The following is an 18788-nucleotide window of genomic DNA, read 5'->3' on the forward strand; positions in this document are numbered from 1 at the left end:
TTGGGGATGTGATGACGGCGCGCGGCGTTGGCTTTGAACGGCATCGGCTGGATCAGAACAGGGAAAGGTCAACGACGCCTCCCCTACGTTCCCACCCCGCCATCCGCAATCCCCGCCTCGCTGCAACAACGTCGAAGCACAGCCAAACCGCCGTCGCGATGATCTCGGCAGGATAGCGATAGCCAGCGTAGCGGGGATCGGGGCGCATCGCCATGCCGTCCCATACCCCGCCACCGTCGGCCCAGGCAACGGAATGGGCGACAAGTTGATGGTGTGGACGACCGCTGCTCCCGGCATCGAGGTGCCATAGATTGGTGGTTGCAGACTCCCACCTGACGAGAGGGCCGTCCACATGAGCATTGTTACCGTCGGTCTCGATCTTGCCAAGCACGTCTTCCAGGTTCATGGTGTTGATGAAGCCGGAAAGGGGGTCGTGCGCCGGCAGCTTCGCCGGGAGCAGGTGGAGGCGTTCTTTCGTGGCTTGACGCCTTGCCTGGTCGGTATGGAGGCGTGCGCGACGGCTCATCACTGGGCGCGTCTCATCAGGGCTCTCGGCCATGAGGTCCGGCTGATCCCGCCGACCCGGGTCAAAGCCTACGTCCAGCGCGGCAAGAAGAACGATGCCGCCGATGCCGCGGCCATCGCCGAGGCCGTGACCCGGCCGCAGATGGCCTTTGTTCCGATCAAGAGCGAAGAGCAGCAAGCGGTTCTGGTCCTTCACCGCTCCCGTGACCTGCTGGTCCGCCAGCGTACCATGCTGCTCAATGCCCTGCGCGCCCATCTGGCGGAATTCGGCATCGTGGGGGCGCAGGGCCCCCGGAAGCTGGCCGAGTTGATCAATCGGCTGAGCGATCTGCCGATCCCCGAGCTGGTTCGCTTGGCCCTGGGGGAATTGGCCCAGCAGGTCGAGAACTGCAGCGCGCGAATTGCGGCCCTGGAGAAGGCCATCCTGGCGTGGCATCGCACCACCGAAGCCAGCCGCAATCTGGCCACCATCCCCGGCATCGGGCCGATCACCGCCTCGGTGCTCGCCGCCACCGTCACCGATCCGAGCGCGTTCAAGAACGGCCGCCATCTGGCCGCGTGGCTGGGGCTGGTGCCGCGGCAGAATTCCAGCGGCGGCAAGGATCGGCTCGGCGGCATCACCAAGGCCGGCGACCGCTCGCTCCGCCGTCTTCTGGTCATGGGCGCCACCACGGTGATCCGCTATGCCCGCAGCAAAGCGCCCGGCGAGGGCGAGTGGCTGAAGGGCCTGCTGGCCCGCAAACCGGCTCGGTTGGCCAGCATCGCGCTGGCCAACAAGATGGCCCGCATCGCCTGGGCGGTGCTCAGCCGCGGCGACGTCTACCGCAAGACTGTCCCGGTTCCGGCGGTTACCTCAGCCGTCAGCGCCAGGAGCATCCGGAGCGGATTGTCCGCCCGTCCGCGGAACCTTCTCAAGCCTGGCCCTGCGGGCCACCGCCTGCGGCGGCGCTGGGCTTGACAAGGCCCCGCCGACGAGCGGTCTGTTCCACCATCGGATGCAAGCCACCGTGTCGCTGGACCGTCCGGTTTGGTAACGCTGAAGAACAGGACAATGCTGTGTGAGGGTGCAGAGAGAGGTGATGGCGAAACGGTTCGAGCCAGGGATTGGGAAGACCCACGTACTGTCATGCGCCTCTAGCGCGGCAAGTTGATCGGGACCCAATCCCGCGGAGTTCATCATGGCCCGCGGTCATCAGCACCGCATTCTTCGAGGCCGGACACATGACCGCACCCGACCTTTTCGCCAAGCCAGTTCTCTTTTCCCTTGCGCCGCAGCGGTCGTCCACACATGACAGTACCATCTGGGCTGGAGGCGGCGATCGCCCAAGCCGGTTCCGTTCAAGGTTCCATCCCAGCCTTATGACCAAGCGCAAATCCCATAGATTTGCCCGGTTGCCGGCTCGGTCGACAGGTTGGTGCGGAGCAGCAAAGCTCTGGGATACGCGCGATATTTTATCGGGTCACCAAAGCGGGCGGCCAGCGATGAACGAACCCGGCCTCCCGCTCCAGCATCCGACCTAGGCGGATCAACCGTCGCTCCTCGCCCGGACGGGCAATCAGTTGGATGCCAAAGGGCAGTCCATCTCCACCGACCGGCAGGGTCAGCACGGGGAAGCCGATCAATGTGACAATGGCGGTGACACCGAGGTAGTCGAGAATGGTCTCCACCGGCCGCCCGTCGATCACCGTCACCTCGCCATCCTCGTTCGGCCAGGGCAGCACGCCGCAGGCCGGGGCGGCCAGCACGTCGATCTCCTCGAACAGGGCGACGAAGCGGCAGTAGAGCGCGGTGCGGGCGGCCTGCGCCGCCAGATAGGCGGCGGCGGTGATGCCGCTCCCCGCCTCGATGTTCCAGCGCACGGTGTCGGTCAGCGCGTCACCATGCTTGGCCAGCATCGGGCCGAAGGCGTGCCGGGTCTGGGCGGCACGCAAGGTGCGGAAGGTCGCCATGGCGTCGGCGCAGTCGGGATGGCGGCGCGAAATCGGTCCGGCAACCCGCTCCAGCCGCTCGACCGCCTCGGCGAAACGCTCCCGCACTGCGTGGGACACGGTGGCGACGCCGAAATCGGCGGTGGCGCCCAGCCGAGTGTCCGATCCATCATCGCGATCACCGAACAGAGACGTCGGGTCGCGCAGGTCGCTGCCCGCCATCGCCGACAGCAGCAGGGCGCAATCGGCGGTGTCGCGCGCCAGCACGCCGTGCGTCGCCAGCGTGTCCCAGCCCAGCGCGCGGCCGGGCGCCGGGATCAGTCCCGGCGTCGGCCGGATGGAGGCGACGCCGCAAAAGCTCGCCGGCACCCTCACCGACCCGCCGAAATCGGTGCCGTGCGCCAGCGGAGCCATGCCGGCGGCGACGGCAACCGCCGATCCGCCGCTCGATCCGCCGGAGGTCAGCCGCGCGTCGAACGGATTGCGCGTCGGTCCCGCCAGACGGTTGCGGCAGATCGCTCCGAAGCCGAATTCCGGCGTGTTGGTCTTGCCGATGACGATGCCGCCGGCCGCCTCGATCCGCGCCACCGCGATGTCGCTGGTGGCCGGCACATGGTCGGCATAGAGCGCCGAGCCGTAGGTGGTGCGGATGCCGGCGGTGTCCGTCAGGTCCTTCACCGCCACCGGCAGGCCATGCAGCGGGCCGGCGGGCTGGCCCGTCCGCCCCAGCGTCGCGTCCAGTTCCGCGGCCCGGGCCAGCGCCTCGTCCGCGGCGACGGTGATAAAGGCGCAAAGGTCGGGATTGGCGGCGGCGATCCGGTTCAGATGCGCCTCCATCACCGCCCGCGCCGAAAGCTCCCCACCGGCCAGACGCGCCGCCAAGGCGGCCGCGCCGTCCTGCCACAGACCGTCGCTCTGCACAGACATCCATCGATCTCCCAGCCGCTGTCCCGGCGATGGCGCCAAAAGCGGCAACTGCATCCGGTCGCCGCTCAAGATGACGGCATACCCGATTCCACGCTTCAGGCAGCGTATTCCAGAACATACTTATCATACTGTAATATATGGAAAACACGAAAATCGGCATGCTGTTTGCTTAGGGAGGACGCATAGAACGGAAACGCGAAAGGGATGGTGCAGCCATGGTCAGCGCTTCGCCCAACGGTCCGACTTCCTCACGCGGGCAGACGCTCCTCCTGGATGGGATCACCCAACGCTACGGCGCCTCACTCGCCGTCGACGGGGTCACGCTCGACATCCGCGGCGGCGAACTGGTGGCCCTGCTCGGCCCGTCGGGCTGCGGCAAGACGACCCTGCTCAGGATCATTGCCGGCTTTCTGGCCCAGACCAAGGGCCATGTGATGGTCGGCGGGCAGAGCGTCGACGGCCTGTCGCCCAACCGCCGGTCGGTCGGCATCGTCTTCCAGAACTATGCGTTGTTCCCGCACATGACGGTGGCGGAAAACGTCGCCTACGGGCTGGATGCGCGCGGCGTCGACCGTGCCACCCAGCGCAGCGAGGCGCAGCGCATGCTGGATCTGGTCAAGCTCGGGCATCTGGGCGACCGCACCCCGCGCCAGTTGTCCGGCGGGCAGCAGCAGCGCGTGGCACTGGCCCGTGCGCTGGCGGTCAACCCGTCGATCCTGCTGCTGGACGAGCCCTTCGCCGCGCTGGACAAAAACCTGCGGCTGGACATGCAGATCGAAGTGAAACGGATCCAGCGCCTGTCCGGCATCACCACCATCCTCGTCACCCACGACCAGGAAGAGGCGCTGTCGATGGCCGACCGTGTCGCGGTGCTGAGCCAGGGCCGCCTGGAACAGTTCTCCCCGCCGACCGAGATCTACGACGCGCCCGACAGCCTGTTCGTCAACACCTTCGTCGGTTCGGCCAACCTGCTGGGCGGGGTGCTGGTCGACTGCGACCGCACCGCCGGCCGGGTGCGGCTGGATGCCGGCGGACTGATCGAGACGCGCGCGCCCAAGGACGACCTGCGGCCAGGTTCCCGCGTCACCGTCTGCCTGCGCCCTGAACATCTGAGCGTCGATCCGGCCGCGACCGATGCCGACACGCTGAACGGCGTGGTGGAGATGGGGCTGCCGCTGGGCGCCACCGTCGTCCATGAGATCCGCGTCGGCGACGGCACCGCCGTCAAGGTGTCGGAACCGCGCATCCAACGCGCCGACCTGCTGGCCCCCGGCACGCCGGTACGGCTGGCGCCGGTGGCCCCCCGCCTCGCCTCGGTCTTCGCCGCGGCCTGACCTGCTTATTGCCCCTTAGATCCGCCCACCTCCTCTCACCTTCAGGCCTCCTCTCACCTTCAGGAGTGAACGATGCTGCTGACCCGCCGCAATCTGATGCAGACAGCGCTGACGCTGGGTGCCATGCACGCCTTCCCCGGCCTGACCTGGGCGCAGGCGCGCCCGCTGGTCTTCGCGACCTTCACCGGCAGCTGGGAGGAAGCCCACAAGGCGGTGCTCGTCCCCGCCTTCCGCAAGGCGGCAGACAATGCCAACATCGTTCTGGACCCGATGCTGTCGGTCGACCAGATCGCCAAGGTCAACGCCGCCAAGTCCAACCCGCCGATCGACGTCATGCTGCATGATCCGGGTCCGGCGCTGCAGGCCATCGCGCAGGATCTCGTCGAACCCTATCCGGTCGAGAAAAGCGCCCACTACAAGGACCTGATCCCGGTTGCGCAGGTCCCGATGGGGCCGGCGCCCTTCTTCCAGGTGGTCGGCATCACCTACAACCCCGAGACGGTGAAGACGCCGCCGACCTCCTGGGCCGACCTGTGGAAGCCTGAATTCAAGGGCCGCGTCGGCATTACCAACCTGAACTCGACCCTCGGCACCGGCTTCATGGTCGAACTCGCCAAGATGCATGGCGGTTCGGAAGCCAACATCGACCCGGCCTTCAAGGCGATCGAGGCACTGCGCCCCAGCCTTGCCGCCGTCGCCGCCAACCCCGGACAGCTCGCCACCCTGTTCCAGCAGGGCCAGATCGACATTTCCCCCGGCAACTTCAACGCCATCCAGATCCTGAAGGCGCGCGGCGTTCCGGTGGAGTTCGTCATCCCCAAGGAAGGCGCCATCGCCTTCAAGACGACCATCCACATCGTCAAGAACTCCCCCAACAAGGAGCTGGCCTTCAAGCTGATCGAAGCCGCCCTGTCGCCCGAGGTGCAGGCCACGCTGATGGAGGAGCCCTATCTGATCGTGCCGACCAACACCAAGGTCGCGATCAAGGGCGAACTGGCCAAGACGCTTGCCAAGGATCATGCCGAGATCGCCAAGAAGTTCGTGTTCCAGGACTGGGGCAAGATCAACGAGCAGCGCGCGGCCTGGATCGAGCGGTTCAACCGCGAAATCCGCGTCTGACCATCCCACAAGCCCGCCAGCCGGAGGAGGCGCCCCATGGCCGCGACGTTGCGCGACGTCACCACCTACGACCTGAAGCTCGCGGCTCCGCTGGCGGCAGGCTTCGTCCTGTTCTTCGTCACGCCGCTGGTGATCCTGCTGGCGCTGAGTTTCCAAACCGACCAGCAGGGCGGCCATTACGGGCTGACTCAATATGTCAATTTCCTGGGCGACAGCTTCAGCCTGGGGGTTCTGGGCTCCACCCTGTGGCTGGGGGTGAAGGTGACGGTGCTGACCCTGCTGCTGGGCTATCCGGTGGCATGGCTGCACCAGCGCTCCCCCGGCTGGGCCAGGGGGCTGATCATGCTGCTGGTGTTGCTGCCGTTGCTGACCAGCGTGGTGGTGCGCACCTTCGCCTGGGTGGTCATCCTGGGCCGCCAGGGCATCGTCAACGCCACGCTGGCTTGGCTGGGGCTGATCGATACGCCGCTTAAGCTGCTCTACACCGACGGTGGCGTAGTCGTGGCACTGGCGCAAGTGCAGATGCCGCTGATGGTGCTGCCGATCATCACGGCGCTCAGCCGCATCGATCCGAACCTCGCCGATGCCTCGTCGGTGCTGGGGGCCGGGCATTGGCGGACCTTCCGCAAGGTGCTCCTGCCGCTGTCGCTGCCGGGCATCGTCGCCGGCTGCCTGCTGACTTATGCCGCGGCGATCACCGCCTTCATCACGCAGAGCCTGATCGGCGGCGGCCAGATGCTGTTCATGCCGATGTACATCTACCAGCAGGCCTCCACCCTGCAGAACTGGCCCTTCGCCGCAGCGATCTCCATCGTCTTCCTGGTGTCGGTGCTGGTGGTGGTTTCGATCTTCAACGCGCTGGGCCGCCTGTCGCGCGGCTATGCCAACGCCTGACCAGGGGAGGCTGTCATGTCCAATATTGCCGGTCGCCGCATCGATTTCGACGCGCTCAGCTTCCGCATCGTCATGACCGGGATCGCGCTGATGGCCCTGGTCCTGCTGGTCGCCCCCACCGTGGTGGTCATCTGGGTATCCTTCACCAGCGGTTATTCCCTGAAATTCCCGCCGCCCGGCTATTCGCTGCGCTGGTATGGGGAGCTGTGGAATGCCTGGCAGCTCCAGTTCGCCATGATGAACAGCCTGAAGGTGGCCGCCTGGGCGACCGGTCTGTCGGTCCTGCTCGGCGTCTCCGCCTCGCTGGGCATCGCAAGGTCGCCGACGCTGACCGCCAAGGTTCTTGACAGCCTGTTCCTGTCGCCGCTGGTGCTACCGGCGCTGGCCTTCGGCCTGTCGTCGCTGATGTTCTTTTCGATGATTGGGGTGCCGGTGTCGCCGCTGACGCTCATCATCGGCCACACGGTCGTCTCCGTGCCATTCGTGGTGCGCAACACGGTGGCGTCGCTGGCCCAGATGAACCCGTCGCTGCTGGAGGCGTCGTCCAGCCTGGGTGCGGGGCGCTGGTACGGCTTCCGCCGCGTCACCCTTCCGCTGATCCGACCCGGCATCATGGCCGGCGGATTCATCGCCTTCATGGCGTCCTTCGACAACGTCCCCGTCTCGCTTTTCCTGCGCGACGCCGCCACCGACATGCTGCCGATCCGCATGTGGCAGGATCTGGAAGGCCGGCTGGACGTCACCGTCGCAGCGCTGTCCGGCGTGCTGATCGTCGCCACCATCGCGCTGATGCTGGTGATGGAACGTGTCGCCGGCCTTTCCAAACGGTTGACCTGACCCGTGTCATACACCCAAAAAGAGCGAAACCCCGTAGGGCGTGAACTTGAAGGGCAGATGGAGATGGCGGTCGAGGTCGGTGACGACAAAACGGAACGGAACGATGTCGAGGAAGCGGGCCTGCTCCTCGGCATAGCCGGCCGCGCGCAGCCAGTCGCCGACATGGAACAGCACCTCGTGCGGGCCTTCCGCGATGCCCTCGCCGCGCACGGTTGGATGGTCGAGCTGTCCGTTGACGCCGAGGTCGCCCGCGGCCAGCAGCCGACGTTCCGGAGTCAGTGCGTAAAGCTCCACCCGCATGCCCTGGGCCGCGACGCCGCGCGCCACGTCCACGCCATGGATCGAAACTCCGCCTGCCATGCCGCCTCCGTCTTCGGTTCGCCGCGATGGTAGCCGACACGGCGACCGCGACGCCAGTTCCACGGCTTCCCCCGCTCCTTCCGGCGCTGGCCGGCATGACCGGCCTGCAGGCGCTGGTCGCGCTTGCCCTGTTCGCACCGGGAGTACTGGCGCCCCGATTGGGGATTGATCCGGCGGGGCTGGGCCTGTTCACCACAACCGGCTTCGCGGTCGGGATGGCGGCGTCGCTGTATGGGGGCGTGCTGGCCGGGCGTCTCGGGCCCTTCCGGGTCGCCAGCCTCTGTGCGGCGGCGGTCGCTGCCGCCATGCTGTGCGCGATGATGGGCGGGAGCGCCGCAGCGCTGCTGGCCGCTGGAATCGCCATCGGCCTTGCCTGCGGACCTGAAACACCGGCCAGTGCCGCGATCCTCGGCCGGCTGGTTCGGGAAGCCGACCGGCCGATGGTGTTTTCCGTCCGCCAGACAGGCAACCAGATCGGCGCCATGGCTGGATCGCTTGCTCTGCCGCTTCTGGCCGTCGCCCTGGATCCCCGCGCCGGCTATGCGGTCATCGCGATGCTGGCGCTGGCCTGCATTCCGGTCTTCGAGCGGCTGCGGCCTGTCTATGATCCGTTGACCCGCAATGCCGCCGCTGGTTTCGGTCTGGGTACGGCGATTCAACTGCTGCGCGGCGATCCGGCGCTGCGACGGATGGCGCTAGCGGCCCTCCCCTATTCCGCCAGCCAACTGACGCTGAACGGCTTTTTCGTGGTTTTCGCGGTGGCGGAACTGGGTCTGGAGCATGTGTCCGCCGGGGTAGCGCTGGCTGCCGGGCAAGCCGGCGGTCTGGTGGGACGGCTCGGCTGGGGCGTGGTGGCATCGCGCTGGATGGCGCCACGCCGGCTGGTCGGCCTGCTGGGGCTGGGCATGGCCGCAGCATCGATCCTGGTGGGATGGGCCGGAGCCTCCCTGCCCTTCCCGGTGCTGACAATGGCGACTTTCCTGTTCGGACTGACCGCCAGCGGCTGGAACGGCGTGTTCGTGGCCGAGGTCGCAAGGCTGGCGCCCGCCGGCCGCATCGGCGAGGCGACCGGCGCCGTCATGGTTGGCGGCTTTGCCGGGCTGATCGCCGGACCGATCCTGCTGGTCGCCGCCGCCGCGGTCAGCGACCTCGCCACCGGCTATATCGCCGTGGGTCTGCTGGCGGCGCTGGCCGGCCTCAGCCTTCTCGGAGACAAGCGATGACCAATCCTCCGCGTGCGCGCGCCATTGCCGAAACCGTGCGCACCGGCCGCAGCAGCGCCCGCGCCGAAACAGAAGCGGCGCTGGTCCGCATCGCCATCGGCAACCCGGCGCTGAACGCCTTCGTCTCCGTCGATGAGGCCAAAGCGCTGGCCGAGGCGGATGCCATCGACCGCCGGCTGGCCGCCGGAGAAAAGCCGTTGCTGGCCGGTGTCCCGGTCGCGGTCAAGGACACCATCTGGGTCGCCGGCCGCCGCGTCACACAAGGGTCACGCCTGTTCGCGGACTTCCGTGCTCCGGCTGACGCCATCGCGGTGGAGCGGTTGCGCACTGCCGGCGCCGTCATCGTCGGGATGGCCAACAGCTCCGAATTCGCCTGCAAGGGCGTCACCACCAACCCACTGTTCGGACCAACGCACCACCCGCAGGATCCGACCCTGACCCCCGGCGGGTCGAGCGGCGGGCCTGCCGTGGCGGTGGCCGCCGGGCTGGTGCCGCTGGCGCTCGGCACCGATGCCGGCGGGTCGAGCCGCCGCCCACCCGCCCATGTCGGCGCGGTCGGGTTCAAGCCGTCCTTCGGCGCCATCCCCTACGGCCCCGGCTTCGCCGAACCCTTCACCGGCATCGCCGTGATGGCCCCGATCGCCGCCGATGTCGCCGACGCGGCGCTGATGTTCGAGGCGCTTTGCGGCCCCGATCCGCGCGATCCCGAGTCCATCGCCGTCGCCCCTGCGGCCACCCGACCGCCCGAATGCCTGACCGTCGCCTACAGCCCCCGCTTCGGCCTGGATGCACCGGTCGACGAGGATGTGCGGCAGGCGGTCAAAGGCACGGTGGACGCACTGGAACGGGCGGGCGGGCGCATCGTCCGGCGCGATCCGTCCTGGCCGGCCGGGGTGACAGAAACGGCGCTGATGCCCTTGCAGCATGCCGGACTGGCCGCCCTCTACGGCGACGCCTTCCGTCACGACCCGACGCTGTTCGATCCCGACATCGCCGTGCAGATCGAACGCGGCCTGACTCTGACGGGGGCGGAGGTCGCGGCGGCGCAGTTGCTGGGGGTGGAGGTCGCACGCGCACTCGCCGCCTTCTTCACCGACGCGGACCTGCTGATTGGCCCGACGACGCCCTGCGTCGCCTGGCCGCTGGACCGGTTGGGTCCGGAAGCCATCGGAGGGCAGGCGGTGCCGCCGCGGGCCCATGCCGTCTTCACCCCGTTGTTCAATCACGCCAAGGTTCCGGCGATCAGCCTGCCCTGCGGCATCGGCCGTGACGGGCTGCCCGTAGGGATGCAGGTCGTCGCCCCACGCGGGCGGGACCGCCGGGTGCTGCGCTTCGCCGCCCATATTGAAACGGTGCTCGCCGCCGGCGGGCAAGGACACCCCGGATGAGCATGGACAACGACGTTCCCAGAGACGCCTCCGAAACCGAAGCCGCCCCCCGGCGCCGCCGCACGGTGCCTCCGCCGCCGCTGGCGGAGATGGCGGTGGAACGTTTGCGCGCCATGATCATCTATGGCGAGCTGCCGCCGTCGGCCCGCCTGATCGAGCCGGAGCTGAGCGAGAAGCTCGGCATTTCCCGCACGCCCCTGCGCGAGGCGCTGAAGCTGCTGGCGGCCGACGGGCTGGTGATGCTGCGTCCCAACCGCAACGCCATCGTTGCACCGCTCAACGCCGACGAGCTGATCCACCTGTTCGAGGCTGAGGGCTGCATCGAGAGCTTCGCCGCGAGGCTGGCCGCCGAACGCATGACCGCCGCCGACCTGCGCCGTCTGCGCGGCTTCCAAGACAGGATCGAAGCGTTGCAGGGGGCCGGGGTTCTTGAGGAGTATTTCTCGATCAACCAGAAGATCCACCGGCTGATCGTGTCCGGCGCCAAGAATCCGGCATTGGTGGATGCGCATGACCGGCTGCTCGGCCGGCTGGCGCGGGCACGCTATTTCGCGCTGGGCGCCCAGGGCCGCTGGAAGGAGTCGGTGCTGGAACACCGCGAGATCCTGGCAGCGATGGAGGCCCGCGACGGCGAGACCGCCCAGCGCCTGTTCATGCACCATGTCGGCCGCACCGGCGAGGTGGTGGCCGCAGCCTGCGCCTCGCCAAAGGCACGGCGGGCTGGGTAGCGACCGTCCTTAAGCCGGCGAGGATCGCCCTCTCCCGCCCCGGGAGAGGGAGTGCATCAAAACGGCAGAACCGGCGCTGGGGCGCTTTTGGGACGCGCTGGGGCCGGCAGGCCGCAGGGCAGGAATTGGCCGCGGCCGGGCTGAGCCAGAAGCGCGCCGTCGCGGCACACCACCGCCCCACGGGAGATCGTCGCCACCGGCCAGCCGGTGACCTCCATCCCCTCATAGGGGGTGTAGTCCACATTGTGGTGCAGCATGGCGTTCGTGACGGTCACCCGCCGGGTCGGGTCCCACAGGGCGATGTCGGCGTCGGCCCCGACCGCGATCGTGCCCTTGCGCGGATGCAGGCCATACATGCGGGCCGGGTTGGTGGCGGTGAGCTCCACGAACTTGGTCAACTCCATCCGCCCGGTCATCACGCCAGCGGAGAACAGCAGCGGCAGGCGCGTCTCCACCCCCGGAATGCCGTTGGGCACGCAGCGGAAGGGCGCTTTCTCGCCATGGACCTTCTTGCCGCCCGGGCCGTCGAAATGGAACGGCGCATGGTCGGATGAGAAGACCTGGAAGGTGCCGCCGGTCAGCCCGTCCCAGATTACGGCCTGATTGGCGGCATCGCGCGGCGGCGGCGAGCAGATGCACTTGGCTCCTTCGAAGCCTTCCCCGCCCAGATCGTCGGCGGTGAGGAACAGATATTGCGGACAGGTCTCGGCGTAAATCCGCAGGCCGCGTCCCTGCGCCCAGCGGATCTGCTCCACCGCATCAGCGCCGGAGACATGGACGATCAGGATCGGCACGTCCACCAGTTCGGCCAGCGAGATGGCCCGGTGGGTGGCCTCGCGCTCCGCCACCCGCGGGCGGGAGACGCCATGGAAGAAGGGAGCGGTCTGCCCGGCGCGCTCCAGCTTTTCGGTCAGCCAGGCGATGCAGTCGGCGTTCTCCGCATGCATCATCACCATGGCGCCCTCGCTGCGGGCGATGTCGAGAACCTCCAGGATCTGGCGATCGTTCAGCTTCAGCGCATCGTAGGTCATGTAGATCTTGAAGGACGTGTAGCCCTCGCGGATCAGCGCCGGCAACTCCTGCCCCAGCACCTGTTCGGTCGGATCGGTGACGATCAGGTGGAAGGCGTAGTCGATGACCGGCTTGCCGGCGGCGCGCCGGTGATAGTCGTCCACTGCCTCGCGCAGCGACCGGCCCTTTTCCTGGCAGGCGAAGGGAAGCACCGTGGTGGTGCCGCCGAATGCGGCGGAGCGGGTGCCGGTCAGGAAATCGTCGGCCATCACCGAACCGTCGCCGGTCGGCTGGTCGAAATGGACATGTCCGTCGATGCCGCCGGGCAGGACCAGCAGACCGGCTGCGTCGATCTCCTCACCTCCGGGGGCGAGGCCGGCGCCCAGCGCGGCGATCGTCCCGCCGCGCACGCCGACATCGGCCTTGAACACGTCCGACGCGGTGGCGATCGTGCCGTTGCGGATGACCAGATCGAATTCCATGTTCCCCTCCCCTGTTTCAGCCATCAACCGGTCAGCCGTGCAGTTCCCGGAACAGGCTGCCCCAGCCCTCGACACGGCGGGTGTCGACGCCGGTCATGCGCAGTGCCTTCCACACCACGGTGGACACGGTATCGTAGACGGGGATGCCCAGCGCCTTTTCCACCCGCTCGGCCACCGGAGCGCCGCGCATGTTGGTGCAGATGATGGCGATGGCCTCCGGCTTCGCCTCCGCCACTTCGGCGCACATGCGCTCGATCCGCTCCTCGGTGATCTCGGAGAAGGAGAAGTTGCCGCGGTCGTTCAGATGACGCTCCGCCACGACTTCGAAGCCGGCGGCATTGTAGTTGGCGACCATCCGTTCCTGGATTTCGTCGAGATAGGGGCTGACGATGGCGAAGCGCTTGCGCCCCGTCGTCTGCAGAATCTCGTTCAGCGCCAGCATGGAGGTGCAGGCCGGGATGCCGGTCTCCGCCGCGATGGTGCGGCACAGCCTCTCGTCGGCATCGAAGCCGAGCCAGCCGGCCGAGGTGCCGTTCCAACCGATCACGTTCAGTTTCGCGTCGGCCAGCAGGCGGGCGGCGTCGAGGAAGGGCGCATCGGTGAACTGGTCCAGCGCCGCGGCGCGCAGCGAGATTTCCTTGACGGTGAAGCGGCCGAAATGGGCCGACACCTCCGGCAGCCCGCTCAGCATGGCGGAGGTCACCGGCTCGAGAACCGTGTTGGACGACGGGGTCAGCATCCCCAGAAGGACGCGCTTGGTCAGGTCGGGCATGCTCATGTTCGGTCCTTATCGCTTCAGGCGTTTCTTGTTCTCAGGGGGGCTCAGGCGCGCGCCCACAGCGCGCGGGCGGCCTCGTCGGCCTCGATGCAGATCCGCTCCAGGTCGGCGCGCAGCAGGCGGCCGTCTTCCACCAGAATCTCGCCGTCCACCATCACCATCTCCACGTCGCGGCCCTGGCCGGTGTGGACCAGCGTGCCGAGTGGATTGATCTGCGGGCGCAGGTGCGGACGGCGGCTGTCGAACACCACCAGATCGGCGCATTTGCCAACGGTCAGCGTGCCGATCCGGTCGGCCATGCCGACGGCCTCGGCCCCGCCCAGTGTAGCCATGCGGAAGACGTCGGCCGGCTGCCAGTCGGCGGTGACGCCGCCTTGGCCGATGCGGGCGGTGGCGAGCGCCCAGCGCATCGTCTCCACCATGTCGCCATGCTGGGTGTCGGTGCACAGCGCCAGATTAACCCCCGCCGCCTTCAGGGCGGGGGTCGGCGCGAGCCTGCCGGATGCAGCGTTGCATTTGGGCACATGCACCGCATGGGCGCCGGCATGGGCTAATCGGGTGATGTCGTCGTCATCGACATAGAGGCAATGGGTGGCGAGAAGCCGGTCGTTCAGCAGCCCGACCTCCTCCAGCAGGGCCGCGGGCGACAGGCCGGTGGACGCGCGGACGCGCTCCACCTCCACCCGGCTTTGCGCCAGATGAGTGTTGACGCGCATCCCGCGGGCCGACGCCTCGGTGCCGAGTGTCCGCAGGAAGCCGGGCGAACAGGTGTCCGGCGCATGGGCGGCCATCTGCACCTCGATGCGCCCATCCTGAGCCCCGTGCCAGCGGTCGTGCAGGTCGAGCGTCCGTCGCAGCAGATCCTCGCCGATCCCGGCATCGAAGCGCCACTCCCCCTGCGGCACGCGGGCGAAATCCACGTCGTGCACCCGCCAGCCGGCATGGACCCGCAGCCCCAATTCCGCGATGGCGTCAAGCGTCGCCTCGGCATGGACGAAATGGTCGCAGACCAGGGTGGAACCTGACAGCAGCGCCTCGGCCACGCCGAGCCGGGCCAGCGCCCGCGCCTCCTCCGGCGTGGCGTCGGTGCCCTTGGGAACACCGGGGGTGTAGGACGGGGCAAACCCCAGGTCGGCGGCGACGCCGCGCACCATCACCAGCACCGCATGGAGGTGGGCGTTGACGAAGCCCGGCGTTGCCAGCCGGCCGGGACGATACAGCGTGCGCTCCGCCGCCGGCAGTCCGGCGGAGACCGGGGCCAGATGGGCGATCCGGCCGTCGCGGATGCCGATGGCGGCGTCCTCGATGATGCCCAGCATCGGGTCGCCTGTGATGGCGGTGACGCCGGTCAGCAGCAGGTCGAGCGGGGGCCGGGTCGGGGGCGCGGCCGGGGTCATGCCGTCGCACCCTGCCGGCTGACCGCCAAGGAGTCCGGACGTGCCTCCTTGCGCTGCTGCATCCCTTCCTCGCGGATCAGGTTCAGGATGTGGCGCTTGTGGTCGTTGAACTGCTGGCTGGTGATGTCGCGCGGGCGCGGCAGGTCGAGGTCGATCAGTTCGCGCACCCGTCCCGGCCGGCTGGTCAGAACGGCGACCTGGGTGCCCAGCACCAGCGCCTCGTCCACGCTGTGGGTGACGAAGACGATGGTGCAGCGCTGCTTCTGCCAGATGGCGACCAACTCTTCCTGCATGTCCATCTTGGTCTGGGCATCCAGCGCCGCGAACGGCTCGTCCATCAGGATGACCTGCGGGTTCAGCAGCAGGGCGCGGGCGATGCCGACACGCTGGCTCATGCCGCCCGACAGTTCGGCCGGGAAATGGTTCTCGAAGCCGCGCAGGCCCACCATGTCGATGTATTCCTGCGCCGCCGCGCGGCGGTCAGCCTTGCGCCAGCCCTTCAGCCGCAGATGGAAGGCGACGTTCTCCCACACCGGCAGCCAGGGCATCAGGTTGGCCTGCTGGAAGACCATGCCGCGGTCGGCGCCCGGCCCGTCCACCGGCTTGCCGCCGACCGTCACGCTGCCGCTGGTCGGCTTCTCGAAGCCGGCGATCATGTTGAGCAGCGTTGACTTGCCGCAGCCCGACGAGCCCAGCAGGCAAAGGAACTGGTTCGGTTCCACCGAAAGGCTGACATCGTCGATGGCCAGCAGATCGCGCTTGCGCTTGGCGTCACGGAAAATCTTGGTGATGTTCTTCAGCTCGATGGAGGCCATGGCGTCAGCCCTCCCGGCTTTGCAGGGTGGACCCGTGCTGCCAGTGCAGCGCCACGGACATCAGGAGCTTGATCAGGCCGTCGGTCGCGTAGCCGAGCAGGCCGATGCTGGCCATGGAGGCGAGAACGAGGTCATAGCGCAGGAAGTAATAGCTGTCCCACAACACGTACCCCAGCCCGCTCTTGACCGCGACCATCTCCGCCGTGACCGTGAGCATCCAGGCGGCACCAATGCCGATACGCAGCCCGGCGAAGATGCTGGGCAGGGCCGCCGGGAACACCACATGGCGCAGAAGCTGCTGTTCGGTGGCGCCCATCATGGAGGCGGCGCGGATCAGGTTGCGGTCGGCCGTCTTCACCCCGTGGATGGTGTTCATCAGGATGGGGAAGAAGGCACCGAGGAAGACCAGGAAGATGGCCGGCTTGTTGGCGATGCCGAACCAGATGATCGCCAGCGGAATCCAGGACACCGGCGGAACCGGGCGCAGCATCTGGATGGTCGGCTCCACCGTCCGTTCGACCCAGCGCCACCAGCCGATGGCGATGCCCAGCAGGATGCCGCTGACCGCCGCGATGCCGTAGCCGGCGGCGACCCGCAAGGCGCTGGACAGCGCGTCGGCCAGCCAGCGTCCGCTGTTGGCCTGTGCGGTCTCGTCGAAGCCGAACACCCAGTCGCCCCACGCATGCAGAACCACCGTCGGCGGCGGCAGCAGCGCCGCGGGCAGAAGGCCGGAGCGCGACACGGCTTCCCACGCCCCCAGGATGAAGAGGGGAACGACAGCACGTTCCCAGGATTTCCATATCGCCGTCATGAACCGGACTCCTGTCCCATAAAACATCTGGCCGGATGCAGCCGGTTGCGGATCAGAATCCCAGCTCGGTCTTCGGCTTGTTCGTGACGGTCTCCAGGAACTTATAGTCGAGGTTCTTTTCGGCAGCGGCGGAGACGTCGTGGCTGATGTATTTCAGGTCGCGCATCATCGCGGCGATGGCCAGCGTGCTGTCCTTGTGCATGGCATAGTCGGGCGAGGCGTTCTTCAGCGCTTCCGCGGCGACCGTCTTGTCCATACCGGTGTACTTGTTGATGGTGTCGACCCAGGCGCCCTTGTCCGCCTTCAGCTTGTCGACCAGTGCCACGACGGACGCGACGGTCGCCTCGACCGCCTTGGGATGCTCCTTGATCACGTCGGACCGGGTGACGATCAGGTTGGTCAGGTTGCCGGCGGCCTGATCGTAGGGAAGCGTGAAGTGCCGGCCCACCCCGCTGCCGCGGATCTGCGAGGCGAAGGGCTCGACCGTGCAGATCACGTCGACCTCGCCGCGCTGGAGGGCGGCGGCATGGTCGGATGGGTTTGGGATGTTGACGAACTGCACGTCCTTGTTGGCGTCGATGCCGTTCTTCAGGAAGGCGCCGCGCATGTGGATGTCCTGGGCGTTCCCGCGCGACGCAGCGACGCGCAGCGGCTCTCCCTTCGCCTTGCGATCGGCGATCAGCGCCTTCAGCCCGGTCCAGTCGTCCGCTTTCAGCTCGATCCCCTTGGCGGTCAGAATCTCCGAGCCGCCATTCACCTGACCGGAGATGGCCACCACGTCGAACCCTTTGTCGAGAGCGGTGATGTAGTGGAGGTAGGTGACCTGCGCCACATCGATGCTCTTGGACACCAACGCCGTCAGCACGTCGTTGCCGGAATTGAAGTTGATCGCCTCGATCTTGACGCCCGTCGCCAAGTCCGGCGTCAGCGCCATCGGCAGGCAGTGGGCGCATTTGGCGAATCCCAGCTTCACCGCTTCCGTGTCGGCGGCTTGGGCGGTCACGGCAGCCGCGGACAGGGCGAGGACCACGCTGGTGACGGCGCCAAACGTGAAGGATCGAAGCGACATGGGCGAAATTCCCTGATGCGGTTGCGATGATCCGACAGTCGCAAGCCGCGTGCCAAATTGTATACAATATGGTGATTTGTAATTTATCTCGTTATATCAACTGCGTATGCTAATCCGTGATGAACATGCGCCAGCGTCCGCTCTTGCCTTGTTTTTAAGCGCATGGCATCGTTCGCGCATCACTGCACAATCATTCAGCACAATGGGCATCGCCGGATCGACCATGGACACCGTGAAGACCGCCAAGGCCTCCGCCGGGCCGATCCGCCGTGAAACACTGCATCACGGCGCCGTCGCGGAACTGCGCGCGATGATCCTTTCCGGCGAATTGCGTCCGGGCAGCCGCGTACCGGAGGTCCAGCTGTGCGAGCAGCTCGGGGTATCCCGCACGCCCTTGCGGGAAGCGCTCCGCGTCCTGGCGGCGGAGGGGCTGGTGGAACTTCGCCCGCACCGCGGCGCCGTGGTGACGCTCATCGATCCAAAGGAAATCGCCGCCGTCTTCGAAGTGATGGAGGCGCTGGAAGCGCTTGCAGGCGGACTTGCCTGCCAGAGGGGCACGGTGGAGGAGTTCGCCGAACTTGACCGGCTCCATGCCCTGCTTCACGCTCAATTCGAAGCCGGCGACCGGCTGGCATATTTCATGACCAATCGTCAGATACACGCCTGGATCGTCGCAATGGCGCGCAACCCATCTCTGGAAGTCACCTATGCTGGCTTCGCCTCAAAGATCCTCCGCGCCCGGTCACTGGCCAATTATGATGCCAACCGCTGGCGCGACTCCCTGAGCGAACATGAGAGCTTCATGGTGGCGCTCCGGCGGCGCGATGCAGCGGCGGCCGGCAGTCTCCTGGCAGACCACTGCGGCCACACCGCGGATGCCGTCCTCGCTGCGCTCAATGTGGCTCTGTTGCAAAGTTTGCCGGCAGGCGCGAGATGATGGTTACGGGCATCACCGCCGATGCTATGCGTCCTGGAGTTCGAGCTGCTGGCTGATGAACTGCACGGCCTCGGCGAGCACGCAGGGTCCGACGTTGAAGGCGCGTTCGACGAGGCGCGCCTCGCCCCGCATGTCGCGGGGGCATTGTCACATCAACGATGGTGGCCTGTCGGTCGTGACGGTAACCTCGCGGGATGCCGCCGCTCTCGTATGCCCGCCACCAC

General features: G+C 67.5%; 16 protein-coding genes and 1 pseudogene. 9 read left to right on the top strand and 8 right to left on the bottom strand.

Annotated elements, in window-relative coordinates; translation table 11 throughout:
- Positions 1-352 precede the first annotated feature (352 nt).
- Positions 353-1351, top strand: a pseudogene (locus TSH20_RS22200) (IS110 family transposase); the annotation flags it as partial.
- Positions 1352-1977: 626 nt separating this feature from the next.
- Here the strand turns inward: TSH20_RS22200 and TSH20_RS22205 are convergent.
- Complete coding sequence (locus TSH20_RS22205) at positions 1978-3381, bottom strand: amidase (protein ID WP_109157123.1); 1404 nt, start codon at positions 3379-3381, stop codon at positions 1978-1980.
- 215 nt (positions 3382-3596) lie between these two features.
- On the opposite strand from TSH20_RS22205, the gene TSH20_RS22210 reads away from it, so the two are divergent.
- The 4 genes from TSH20_RS22210 to TSH20_RS22225 all read left to right on the top strand — a co-directional run bounded on the left by TSH20_RS22210 (position 3597) and on the right by TSH20_RS22225 (position 7565).
- On the top strand, positions 3597-4715 hold the full coding sequence (locus TSH20_RS22210; RefSeq protein WP_109157124.1) for an ABC transporter ATP-binding protein: 1119 nt from the start codon (positions 3597-3599) through the stop codon (positions 4713-4715).
- Between the two features lie 72 nt (positions 4716-4787).
- Positions 4788-5834: an ABC transporter substrate-binding protein gene (locus TSH20_RS22215; RefSeq protein ID WP_109157125.1), complete on the top strand. Its 1047-nt coding sequence runs from the start codon at positions 4788-4790 to the stop codon at positions 5832-5834.
- A 36-nt stretch (positions 5835-5870) separates the two neighbouring features.
- A complete protein-coding gene (locus tag TSH20_RS22220) occupies positions 5871-6728 on the top strand; it encodes an ABC transporter permease (RefSeq protein ID WP_109152112.1) in 858 nt (285 codons plus the stop codon).
- A gap of 15 nt (positions 6729-6743) precedes the next feature.
- Positions 6744-7565: an ABC transporter permease gene (locus TSH20_RS22225; protein WP_109157126.1), complete on the top strand. Its 822-nt coding sequence runs from the start codon at positions 6744-6746 to the stop codon at positions 7563-7565.
- Between the two features lie 6 nt (positions 7566-7571).
- Here TSH20_RS22225 and TSH20_RS22230 read toward each other — a convergent pair whose 3' ends face one another.
- Positions 7572-7925 carry a hydroxyisourate hydrolase gene (locus TSH20_RS22230; protein ID WP_109157127.1) on the bottom strand — a complete coding sequence of 118 codons (354 nt, stop codon included), beginning with the start codon at positions 7923-7925 and terminating at the stop codon, positions 7572-7574.
- A 26-nt stretch (positions 7926-7951) separates the two neighbouring features.
- On the opposite strand from TSH20_RS22230, the gene TSH20_RS22235 reads away from it, so the two are divergent.
- The 3 genes from TSH20_RS22235 to TSH20_RS22245 are packed head-to-tail and all read left to right on the top strand — an operon-like array spanning position 7952 to position 11264.
- Entirely contained in the window at positions 7952-9148 is a 1197-nt protein-coding gene (locus TSH20_RS22235; RefSeq protein WP_109157128.1) for an MFS transporter, read from the top strand.
- Positions 9145-10536 (top strand): amidase, encoded by a 1392-nt coding sequence (locus TSH20_RS22240; RefSeq protein WP_109157129.1) that lies wholly within the window; start codon positions 9145-9147, stop codon positions 10534-10536. Before TSH20_RS22235 ends, TSH20_RS22240 begins: the two co-directional genes overlap by 4 nt.
- Positions 10533-11264 carry a GntR family transcriptional regulator gene (locus TSH20_RS22245; RefSeq protein WP_109157130.1) on the top strand — a complete coding sequence of 244 codons (732 nt, stop codon included), beginning with the start codon at positions 10533-10535 and terminating at the stop codon, positions 11262-11264. The genes TSH20_RS22240 and TSH20_RS22245 overlap by 4 nt, the downstream gene beginning before the upstream one ends.
- 56 nt (positions 11265-11320) lie before the next feature.
- Here the strand turns inward: TSH20_RS22245 and hydA are convergent, their stop codons facing one another.
- Genes hydA through TSH20_RS22275 form a run of 6 tightly spaced genes read right to left on the bottom strand, consistent with a single transcriptional unit; the run spans position 11321 to position 17627 of the window.
- Positions 11321-12757 carry a dihydropyrimidinase gene (gene hydA, locus TSH20_RS22250; RefSeq protein ID WP_109157131.1) on the bottom strand — a complete coding sequence of 479 codons (1437 nt, stop codon included), beginning with the start codon at positions 12755-12757 and terminating at the stop codon, positions 11321-11323.
- A gap of 31 nt (positions 12758-12788) precedes the next feature.
- Positions 12789-13535: an aspartate/glutamate racemase family protein gene (locus TSH20_RS22255; protein ID WP_247871579.1), complete on the bottom strand. Its 747-nt coding sequence runs from the start codon at positions 13533-13535 to the stop codon at positions 12789-12791.
- A gap of 44 nt (positions 13536-13579) precedes the next feature.
- The gene (locus TSH20_RS22260) at positions 13580-14932 is read right to left on the bottom strand and encodes an amidohydrolase family protein (protein WP_109157132.1); all 1353 of its coding nucleotides are present in this window, start codon (positions 14930-14932) and stop codon (positions 13580-13582) included.
- Positions 14929-15747, bottom strand: coding sequence for an ABC transporter ATP-binding protein (locus TSH20_RS22265; protein ID WP_109157133.1), 819 nt, complete (start codon positions 15745-15747; stop codon positions 14929-14931). The genes TSH20_RS22260 and TSH20_RS22265 overlap by 4 nt, the downstream gene beginning before the upstream one ends.
- 4 nt (positions 15748-15751) lie before the next feature.
- The gene (locus tag TSH20_RS22270) at positions 15752-16558 is read right to left on the bottom strand and encodes an ABC transporter permease (protein ID WP_109157134.1); all 807 of its coding nucleotides are present in this window, start codon (positions 16556-16558) and stop codon (positions 15752-15754) included.
- Positions 16559-16610: 52 nt separating this feature from the next.
- Positions 16611-17627: an ABC transporter substrate-binding protein gene (locus tag TSH20_RS22275; protein ID WP_109157135.1), complete on the bottom strand. Its 1017-nt coding sequence runs from the start codon at positions 17625-17627 to the stop codon at positions 16611-16613.
- A 223-nt stretch (positions 17628-17850) separates the two neighbouring features.
- On the opposite strand from TSH20_RS22275, the gene TSH20_RS22280 reads away from it, so the two are divergent.
- The gene (locus TSH20_RS22280; RefSeq protein WP_109157137.1) at positions 17851-18564 is read left to right on the top strand and encodes a GntR family transcriptional regulator; all 714 of its coding nucleotides are present in this window, start codon (positions 17851-17853) and stop codon (positions 18562-18564) included.
- Positions 18565-18788 lie beyond the last annotated feature (224 nt).

Source organism: Azospirillum sp. TSH20 (assembly GCF_003115935.1).
GTDB lineage: Bacteria > Pseudomonadota > Alphaproteobacteria > Azospirillales > Azospirillaceae > Azospirillum.